This window comes from Burkholderia sp. MSh2 (assembly GCF_000731655.1).
Lineage (GTDB): Bacteria > Pseudomonadota > Gammaproteobacteria > Burkholderiales > Burkholderiaceae > Burkholderia > Burkholderia paludis.
Genome location: NZ_JPGM01000123.1, coordinates 1 through 8,098, shown reverse-complemented (window position 1 = coordinate 8,098; position 8,098 = coordinate 1). Strand labels below are relative to the sequence as shown.

The following is an 8,098-nucleotide window of genomic DNA, read 5'->3' as shown; positions in this document are numbered from 1 at the left end:
TTGAGCACATCCAGCAGTTCGCCACGGAATGGATGTGGCAATACAATCATGAGCGCCCCAACATGGGCCTTGGTGGCGTAACGCCAAAACAGCGGCTGGCCATGGCCGCTTAGCCTCTACTTCTGACTCGCGTTAAAAGCGGGGGTATTACCCGAGCGCTTCGTGCGTCCGCTGAGCGACCCCGCACAGCCGGATTTGGTGGCTCTGGTCACCCGGCGACGCCAACTTGTGGCGTTGCGACTCTCCGAGTGTCAGCGCCTGCGCCTTGCTCGTCCGGTCACACGCCCGAGCATCCCAGCTCTGTTCGAAGGCATTGCCTGTCAATTTGACGATGTCGATGCCAAGATGCTCAGTCGCGTCGAGCAGCACCGCGCCGTCATGTCGAAGCTGTTGCAGGATGTGGCGGGCGTCGGCCGCGTTGTCGCGACAACCCTGATTGCTGAATTGCCTGAACTGGGTCATCTCAATCAACGCTAAATCTGCGCCCTGGTCGTCGTGGCACCCTATGCGAAGGATTATTGTTCTATCAGAGGGCGTAGGTGCATCGCAGGCAGGCGCTTCGAGGTGCGGCGTGTGCTATACATGGCAACGTTCACCGTGACTCGATTCAATTCGGCCGTCCGCGTCTTCTACGAACGCTTTGTGACCGCTCATAAGCTCAAGAAAGTGGCTTTGATCGCGTGAATGTGCAAGTTCACATCCACATCAATGCAATCGCCCGTGCCCACCTGAATGCCAAAAATCAACCCCTGAGAACTTAACATTTAAACACGGGCACTCAGGCCACGCTCGCCGCTCCGAGTATCTTTCTTCACACGGAATAAGCACATGAGAAACAAGTCTTTTACTCGATTGTCGAACGCTGATTAGATCGCAAAGTTCTATTCGTGCCGTTCCGTCATGACGCATTCCCCCATCCACGGCAACGATCTCGGTTCGCCCCAACACTCCAGCGATAGTTTCCCGTCTCTTGTCCAAGGGCGCTCAAATCGCGACCTCGACGCGACGACACGAGCGGTGGTCCGGGATGCATTTACGACCAATCCGAGCCTTCGCGTATTGTCGATCGACTCGATCGACATGCTATTCAATGCCGGCAGGCTGCGCAATTGGCACGACGGAGAGCGGCTGTGCGAGACCGGAGGGCAGTGTAACGATATCTTTGTCGTCATCTCCGGCGCGATCGAACTGAGTCGGACCAATGCGCTCGGCGTGCGCGCAGTTGTTGTATTCGTACGCCCCGGTGAAATCATCAATTTCATCCCAGCCGTCGACGGACGCGGTGCCATGCACGATCAGTTTGCGCATGGCCCGACAACCGTGTTCCACATCCCGCGCCACGCGCTACTCGCGCAGATCGCTAGCGACCCCGCGTTGTTGCACGGTGTATTTGACCTTATCTGCGTTCGGTCTCGCTTCCTGTATGCACAATTGAACAAGATTGCATTGTCCGGGTTTCGTGCACGTGTCGCGGATCAACTGCTAACGCTGGCTAATTGGTACGGCCGCGAGACCGCGCACGGAATCGAGCTCGCGATCCGGGTCTCGCAGGAAGATCTCGCGTCGTTGCTCGGCGCATCTCGCCAGAGTGTCAACAAGGAATTGCGCGAACTGGTGCGGCAGCAGGTGATCGATGCCCGCTACAGCCGCTACACGATAGTGAATATCGAAGCACTCAGGGCGATCGCTCGTCACGACAGTTGACGTGGCACGGGTGGGCGAACCGTGCCTTGCCTGATTGCGTGATAACCATATCTGATTTTCTCCATAGAACTGTCGATCCTGCGACAGATTCACGCATCGCCTATCCCGATAATGGTCTCGTACAACGTGCCGTGACGCGCAATGATCGGCTTCCGGCTCGGTGTGCAAATACCGTGCGAGCGTCGTGCGTGAAACACGACGCAGCGCACATGCCCAGTCTAGCCTTGTGTGTGTGTACAACGAATGCGGCGCTGACCGCTTCGCTACACGTACCGCCGCAGGCCAATTGCCTTCAACGGAATCTGCACGAGATGAACAACCCGAACCTCGCCAATTCGAACACACTGGACCTCCATCCCGTCACGGCTCGAATCGGCGCCGAAATTCACGGCGTCACGCTGTCAGGCCAACTAGAGCCTGCCGCCATCGACGCGATTCGTGCCGCACTGCTGCGCTACAAGGTCATTTTCTTTCGCGACCAGACCCATCTGACCGATGCCGCTCAGGAGGCTTTCGCCAAGCGACTCGGCGATCCGATCGCCCATCCAACGGTGCCGGTACTCGACGGTACCGGCTATATGCTTGAGCTCGATTCTCACACCGGAGCACGTGCGAATTCATGGCACACCGACGTGACATTCATCGACGCTTATCCGCAGGCATCGATTCTGCGCGGCGTCACGATACCGCCGTACGGTGGCGACACAATCTGGGCAAACACCGCTGCCGCCTATAACGACTTGCCGCCACCGCTCAAGGCGCTTGCCGAGCAATTGTGGGCCGTGCACAGCAACGACTACGACTATGCGAGCCATCGAGGTAGTAGCGGCACCGTAGCCGACGCAGAAGCAATCAAGCGCTACCGCGAAGTGTTCGTGTCGACTCGCTACGAGACTGAGCATCCTGTCGTGCGCGTACATCCTGAAACTGGCGAAAAAACGCTGATCCTCGGTCATTTCCTGAGGCACTTCGTCGGCGCGACGACCAGCGGGTCGGCACAACTGTTCGATCTGCTGCAAAGCTACGTAACGCGCCCCGAGAACGTCGTGCGCTGGCGCTGGCGCGAAGGCGACGTCGCAATCTGGGACAACCGAGCAACTCAACACTACGCGGTCAACGATTACGGCAACGCCCACCGTGTGGTTCGCCGAGTCACGCTCGCAGGAGACGTGCCAGTGAGCGTCGACGGCCGCCACAGCACGACGCGGCCCAGTGGCTCAGGCATGCGCGCCGCTGCGTAGAAGCCCCCAGCGCTCCGCTCGCGCGCCCTCAGGCAGCCTGCTTGTGTGCATGGTGATCTTGTCGGCCAATGCTCCCGTGTTCGAGCCGTCATTGCTGATGATGCAAGGATAGGTGTTCGTCACCCACGCCACGCTCGCCGACTAGATCGCAACGCCGGCTGGCAAGGCAACTCTCGTCGGCGAATTGCAAGGCCACATCATCATCGCGCGGATCCGTATCAAGACCCATCCCCGAGGTGCATTACTGACGCCGCGCGAGAGGACCGTGATCTCGAGGCACGCTGGATGACCTGCTCGTCGATATTTCAGATTTGATCGAAGGAACCCCGAGATGGTTACCCCAACGCATTCCACCTCGCCCGCCCCATTTGCCACGCCCGCCGACAACCAACCACTCGGGACAGTACACGCGCCGAGTCCGGCCAGTTTTGCCGTCTCGCCGGTGTACGCATGGACAGTGTTTACGCTGACGTTTGCGCTACTGCTCGCGGACTTCATGTCTCGACAAGTGCTCATTTCCGTATTTCCGTTCTTGAAAGCCCAGTGGCTCCTCTCCGATACGCAACTTGGCACGCTGAGCAGCGTCGTATCGATCATGGTTGGTCTCCTGACCTTCCCGCTTTCGCTACTGGCCGACCGTTACGGACGCGTCCGCAGCTTGATTGCGATGGCTATACTCTGGAGTCTCGCGACACTCGGGTGCGCGGTATCAGCCAGTTACGGCGACATGCTCGTCGCACGCTTCTTCGTCGGGGTCGGCGAAGCCGCATATGGCAGCGTTGGCCTCGCAGTCGTAATCAGCGTATTCCCCGCGCGCTGGCGCGCGACGCTGTCCGGCGCATTCCTGGCCGGGGGCGCATTCGGTTCAACGCTCGGCATGGCGCTGAGCGGCTTCATCGCCGCGCGTTTCGGCTGGCGCTGGTCGTTCACCACGATGGCAATCGTAGGGCTCGTTCTGGCCGCGCTGTATCGGCTATGTGTAACCGAACGAGAGATACCGCTCGCTGAATGTGCTCCGCGCCGAATACGTGAGCCGCGTGCGTCGTTGCGTTCCTCGGTACAGAAATTGAGGGGCGCGCTGTTCGCATCGAAGTCGGTGGTGTTCGCGTATGTCGGCAGTGGCATTCAGCTCGCCGTACCAGGCGCGTTGGCCACCTGGCTACCTAGCTACCTGACCCGCAATTTCGGCATGCGAGTCGACGGTGCCGGTATGCTCGCGGCAGTGTTCGTGCTGGCTTCCGGCATCGGTCTGATCGTTTGCGGGATGCTGACCGATCATGCAAGCCGCCGCGTACCGCACCGCAAGTTCACGACCATGATCGTTCTGAGCATCGTGTCGTTCGCGTCGCTGTCGGTCGCGTTCCAACTGCCTCCAGGTCCTGCGCAACTTGCACTTATCGGAATAGGGATGTTCGTCTCCGCAGGCGCCTGTGCGTCGACTGGTGCCGTCGTCGCCAACCTTACCGCGCCAGCTTTTCACGCCACAGCGATGGCACTCTGGGCGCTCGCAAATAACCTGCTCGGACTCGCATCCGGTCCGATTGTCGCTGGCGTGCTTGCGGATCGTTTCGATTTGCGCACGGCGCTGCAAATCGTCCCGTTCGCCGCGCTTGCGGCCGCGCTTCTGTTCGCCGTCGGCTCGCGGTACTACCGGAGCGACTTGGACCGAGCCACGACGTCGCGCGATCACAGCAGCAACTGACCCAAACGCCCACTGCGCTTGCGCGGGAGACGCTCTCGGTTCGACTGCGCCGTCGTCGCCCCGCGAAGTGACAACGGTTGCGTACCCTCCGACTTCCTCCACCGCCATTGAGGCGACATGCAATCGACATTCAATGCTTGCAGCGCCGCACTGCTTGTAGTTCTCGCTGCGTCCGCGCATGCGCAATCGTCCGTCACGCTGTACGGCGCGATCGACACCGGACTGATGTACCAGAGCACCGCTGCGAATAATCACCACGTATTCGCACTCAAGGACGGCGGTATCTATGCGAGCTTCTGGGGCTTACGGGGCTCCGAAGATCTAGGCGGAGGCTATGCCGTCCGTTTCCGGTTGCAGGGCGCGTTCAACAGCAGTACGGGCCAGTTAAAGTTGTCAGACACGACTGGGGGGAGTGCCGCGTTCAACCAGCAATCGACAATCGGTCTATCCGGACCGTTCGGCACAATCGACCTGGGTCGGCAATTCGTTCCTATGATCTACGCGATGGCCGAAACCGATGTACGCGGCGCGCAGTACTTCGGAAGCATCCTGAGCGCGTGGCTCGGACTGAACCAGATTGCTGGCGCGCCTGGTACAAACACGAACGTACCGATCGGTGCGCTGTACGACAGTAATGCGATTGTCTATCGATCACCGACAATGCGCGGCTTGTCATTCTCGGTCGAATACGCGCCCGGCGGTGTGCCCGGACAGTTCCAGGGTGGCACGCGAGAATCCGCGGTGTTGCGCTACAACGGCTATGGACTCGACCTCGACGCCGCGTACTACGTCGGACACGACACGAGCCAAGCGGCCAGTACGCCCACCGGGTTGGCGAACAATCGCTTCTACTACGTAGGGGCCAAATACACGCTGCGCGGTGTGTCGGTGTCCGCCTCGTACGGACGCGCTCGCAACCCGGTCGATGCGGGCAGGCACGACTACGACATGATTTCCGGTGGCCTTGGCTACCGGATCACTCAGTCTCTAAACGTCACGTCAGGCGTCTACGTGCTTCGCGACCGCAATCATTCGCAGAATCGCTCGAATGAGTACGCTGTTGGTGCCGAATACACGCTGTCGCGCGGAACGATTGCCTACGTACAGGGCGCCTATGTGTTGAACCGCGGAGCCATGAGTCAAATAATTTCGTACGGGCAGCCGGTCGCGCCAGGTGTCTCGACGACGGCAGCCATGATCGGGATACGTCATCTATTCTAAAATCATCCGCCAAACTGAACATCGCGCCCGGCTCTTTTCGAATAACTTTTACGAGAGCGCGATTTGGTCGTGCACAGTTGGGGGAGAGGACGGGCTCTCCTAAGACACCGTTGCCTTATAGGCAAGTTTCCTATTTTTGTTAGGTTTAAGACGCGCTCGAGCCTCATGAACGTGCCGAATATTGCCAAGTGCGCAGGGTGTGATTCCGACCATCGTTTCACGCCCGCCACTGAACGTCAGTAGCTCAGGCCAAAAATTTCGTCAAGCAATTGTCTGGACGTGTCGACGCGGCGGATGTATTGGTTCGCACGGCAGCCGATCTGATGGCCTCCATTTCGTAGAAAATCCATCCCCGCGCTGCGTCCGCATGCATTGAAAGATCTGCTGTTCTGAACGTTGACCCGTTTCGCTTGATCAGAACGAATGACGGATTCCGACGTCTACGCCGACAGTGCGACCAGGGGGCGCATACAGCGAACCGGAGATCGCGATACCGGTGTTCATCGCGCCGTGATTGTCGACCAGCGCTGCCTGTGCATAGAGCCACGTGCGTTTCGACATCCCGTACTCTAGACCCATGCCGGCGAGAATCGAGTGATTGTACGTGTGGTTTCGGTCGCTCGAGTACGAGACATTGCCGTTGACGATCACTCCCGGCGTCGCGACATACTCGAAGCCGGTGGTGTAGACGTTATCGTTGAGTGCGCCCGCAATCTTGACCTTCGTGAACGTCGCCATCACCGAGAGCGAGCCAAAGCTGTACTTTGCGCCGAGCAGGCGCCCGTCGAATGGAACCGACGTCGGTACCGGCGTGTTGGTTGTGCTGCCGGGCTTGCCGTCGTAGATCGCTGCGGCAATGAACAGGTCATTGAATCCGTAGGTGATACTTGCCGAAAAAGCCCGGCCTGCCAAGGCCGAACCCGGCGCGTTGCCGAGCGACATCAATCCGCTCGCCTGGAATCCGGCAATGCGTGGGCTAGTGTAGGAGATCGCATTCGGCGTGAAGATGCCGGTTCCGAAAACATTGCCGACGTAGCTGACGCCGGAGTCGCCGAACAGTGCGCCACCACGGGGGTCAGCCTGGACGGCAGCAAGCATAAACGGAGAATACTGAAGACCCAGCTTGACATTGCCGTAAGGGTTGTCGAGGCCTACCCATGCCTGGCGACCGAAGAAGTTGCCATTCGATAGGTTGTAGCCACCGTTGCCGAGGTCGATGCCGCTTTCAAGTACGAACTCTGCATGCAATCCGCCGCCGAGATCTTCGACGCCTTTCACTCCGATTCGAGACGCGGTCATCCCCGCGTCGGTAAAGGCGATGCGCTTGCCTGCGCTTGCGCCGGTGGTCGGATCAACTGATCGGTTCGTATAGAGAATACCGGCGTCGAGGATGCCGTACAGTGTGACGCTGCTCTGCCCGTGGGCCGAAGCGGCGACCAGGAGACCGGCTGCAATGGTGGCGGATCGAAGTGCAGACGTCCGTTGCTCTTTTCTCATTCGATGTCTCCAAATGTATTTTATAGTTGGTGCTTAAATCAGCCGATTTGCTATGAAATCGGGTAATGAATTCGCGTCGAGGGGCTTAGTGGTTTCAAAAATGTGCGTGGAAATTTTCCGTCCTTCGCTTAAGCCGATTCAGCTGAGTTGGACCTGTGTCGCGTGATGTCGATGTCGCATATCCGTATTCCGGACATCGAACTCCGCGGCACAATTAAAAATCGACCGCGTTTTAGTGACAACTCGAAGCCTCGCCAATGTGCACAATGTGAACTCAGGAAACCCCGATAGCGGGCGTTGGTTGAAACACGTAGGCATGGTGTCGTCAACGTTGACGGCCGGCGAAATGGCGGGAGTTGGTGTGCGATCTGATCAGCGAGGCCGTGCAGCGCGCGACGGCACGAAAACAACGCTCGGACGACATCGCGAATCACGCGATGTCGTTCCGCATTCGCAGCTTCATCAGCGGCATATCGGCGTGTGGTCCGTCAGGAGAATTTATCCCGCGTCCCGACCTATGTTTTGCTTCGGTCTTTTCCTGGAGGCATGGAATATCGAGCTGCAAATAGCCCGGATACGGGTTTCGATGTCGAGGATGGCGTGCGGATTCAACCCGTCGATGCAACACACTTGAAGCTGCATAGCAGCGAGGAGTGTTGCAATGAAACAGAGGCGGCGGATCTACTATACAGACAGTCAGAAAGCGGTCATGTGGGAGCGCTGGCGCAAGGGC

At 58.8% G+C, this 8,098-nt stretch carries 7 protein-coding genes and 1 pseudogene; 7 read left to right on the top strand and 1 reads right to left on the bottom strand.

The window, feature by feature from the left end:
- The 6 genes and pseudogenes from GQ57_RS42805 to GQ57_RS37615 form a co-directional block, all read left to right on the top strand.
- Nucleotides 1-113, top strand: a 113-nt coding sequence (locus GQ57_RS42805; RefSeq protein ID WP_152603396.1) for an integrase core domain-containing protein, incomplete at its 5' end; no start/stop codon positions are given.
- A 40-nt stretch (nt 114-153) separates the two neighbouring features.
- A pseudogene (locus GQ57_RS42800) lies at nt 154-761 on the top strand (transposase); the annotation flags it as partial.
- Between the two features lie 139 nt (nt 762-900).
- Nucleotides 901-1,704, top strand: a complete 804-nt coding sequence (locus GQ57_RS37630; RefSeq protein WP_081896883.1) for a Crp/Fnr family transcriptional regulator — start codon at nt 901-903, stop codon at nt 1,702-1,704.
- 311 nt (nt 1,705-2,015) lie between these two features.
- Nucleotides 2,016-2,945: a TauD/TfdA dioxygenase family protein gene (locus GQ57_RS37625; RefSeq protein ID WP_034200572.1), complete on the top strand. Its 930-nt coding sequence runs from the start codon at nt 2,016-2,018 to the stop codon at nt 2,943-2,945.
- Between the two features lie 331 nt (nt 2,946-3,276).
- A complete protein-coding gene (locus GQ57_RS37620) occupies nt 3,277-4,647 on the top strand; it encodes an MFS transporter (RefSeq protein ID WP_081896882.1) in 1,371 nt (456 codons plus the stop codon).
- A gap of 117 nt (nt 4,648-4,764) precedes the next feature.
- Complete coding sequence (locus GQ57_RS37615) at nt 4,765-5,868, top strand: porin (RefSeq protein WP_034200571.1); 1,104 nt, start codon at nt 4,765-4,767, stop codon at nt 5,866-5,868.
- A 414-nt stretch (nt 5,869-6,282) separates the two neighbouring features.
- Here the strand turns inward: GQ57_RS37615 and GQ57_RS37610 are convergent, their stop codons facing one another.
- Nucleotides 6,283-7,365: a porin gene (locus tag GQ57_RS37610; RefSeq protein ID WP_034200570.1), complete on the bottom strand. Its 1,083-nt coding sequence runs from the start codon at nt 7,363-7,365 to the stop codon at nt 6,283-6,285.
- A gap of 546 nt (nt 7,366-7,911) precedes the next feature.
- On the opposite strand from GQ57_RS37610, the gene GQ57_RS44060 reads away from it, so the two are divergent.
- Nucleotides 7,912-8,098, top strand: a 187-nt coding sequence (locus GQ57_RS44060) for a hypothetical protein (RefSeq protein ID WP_235215199.1), incomplete at its 3' end; no start/stop codon positions are given.

Excerpts from the sequence above, each read along its gene's own strand:
- GQ57_RS37630 (WP_081896883.1), top strand. The coding sequence starts at position 901 with ATGACGCATTCCCCCATCCACGGCAACGATCTCGGTTCGCCCCAACAC.
- GQ57_RS37625 (WP_034200572.1), top strand. The coding sequence starts at position 2,016 with ATGAACAACCCGAACCTCGCCAATTCGAACACACTGGACCTCCATCCC.
- GQ57_RS37620 (WP_081896882.1), top strand. The coding sequence starts at position 3,277 with ATGGTTACCCCAACGCATTCCACCTCGCCCGCCCCATTTGCCACGCCC.
- GQ57_RS37615 (WP_034200571.1), top strand. The coding sequence starts at position 4,765 with ATGCAATCGACATTCAATGCTTGCAGCGCCGCACTGCTTGTAGTTCTC.
- GQ57_RS37610 (WP_034200570.1), bottom strand. The coding sequence starts at position 7,365 with ATGAGAAAAGAGCAACGGACGTCTGCACTTCGATCCGCCACCATTGCA.